A 1,391-nucleotide genomic window follows, 5' to 3' on the forward strand; every position below is an offset into this window, starting at 1 on the left:
ACCGCTTCGATTTGACAAACTATGACAATTTTCATTATATATTATCTTATTTTGCTTGTCAATCTGACGCTCAATACAGTCTTGGGCAGAAAGTACAGATGATTTTTAATGAAAATGCAGACCTTTTTTCGTTCGTTTGAAAAGTATCGCCGTCAGCAAAAAACGTCACATTTGAAAGGAGACATTTGAGAATGCCACGCAAAGGAGAAAATATTTATAAACGCAAGGATGGACGATGGGAAGGGAGGGTGCTAAAGCTGGACGGAAAATATCGGTACCTGTATGCGAAAACCTATCGGGAAGTTCGTTCCAAGATGAAAGATACGCTGGAGTTAAACAAATTCGTCAATACAAAGAGAACAAACAAGAAAGAAAGCGCCGCCGATTTGTTCGAGGCATGGTTATCTGGGGAGATCACGACCCGTTTGAAACCCTCTACTTACGAGAACTATTATCACTGCATCAACAGATATGTGATCCCTTATTTCAGGCTTCCCGGCAACGCGCAGCTTTCGGAGGAAGCAATAAAACAGCTTGTGGAAGAGATCAATCAAAACGCCGCGATTTCCGTATCGTACCGAAGGAAGATCCTCTCCATTCTCAAAACGGCGCTTCGGGAAATATACAGAGATGTTCCGAATCACCCCTCCGTCGCAGAGCTTGTGACCCTCCCTAAAGTGAGGAACAGCAAGGAGGTGCCGGTGTTCTCTATGAAGGAGCAGCGGATGATTGAGCATGTCGTGCAGCAATCGGAGGATAAAAGACTTTTGGGGATCATGCTCTGCTTTTACTCCGGGATCCGTCTGGGCGAGCTTTGTGCCTTGAAATGGGAAGATTTTGATTTTGAGGCCGGTGCCGTGTCCATCACGCGCACGGTGTCACGCATCCGGAATCGCGAACCGAACGGAGAAAAGACCGTTCTTCATGTGGGAACCCCCAAAAGTGAAACCTCGTTAAGAAAAATCCCACTGCCGGCCTTTTTGCTCCGGCTGATCGAAAAATACAGCCTCCCTTTTGAGGAGGATGATTGTTATATGCTCTCCGGGAAAGCGGTCCCCTTCGACCCGCGAATCTATCAGAGGATGTACAAGAAAGTTCTGGCGGCGGCGGGGGTCAAAGATCGAAAATTCCACACGATCCGCCATACCTTTGCAACCAGGGCCTTAGAGCTTGGCGTCGACATCAAAACCCTCAGTGAAATACTGGGTCATTCCAGTGTAAACATTACGCTGAATGTGTATACACACTCTTTGATGGAGCAGAAAAAAGTCGCCATTGAAAAGTTCAATGAAATGCATGTGATGTATATGAAACCGGTGCCATTCGCCGTCGATTCTGCCGTCACGGCCTCCCGTGTATCTGGATAAACCTTGAAAAACCCCCCTGCTGCG

1 protein-coding gene is annotated in these 1,391 nt (G+C 46.9%); it reads left to right on the forward strand.

The window, feature by feature from the left end; genetic code table 11:
• Positions 1-191 precede the first annotated feature (191 nt).
• Positions 192-1,367, forward strand: coding sequence for a tyrosine-type recombinase/integrase (locus TY09_RS17455; RefSeq protein WP_042437055.1), 1,176 nt, complete (start codon positions 192-194; stop codon positions 1,365-1,367).
• Positions 1,368-1,391: the final 24 nt, after the last annotated feature.

It is taken from the genome of Faecalispora jeddahensis (assembly GCF_000577335.1).
Taxonomy (GTDB): domain Bacteria; phylum Bacillota; class Clostridia; order Oscillospirales; family Acutalibacteraceae; genus Faecalispora; species Faecalispora jeddahensis.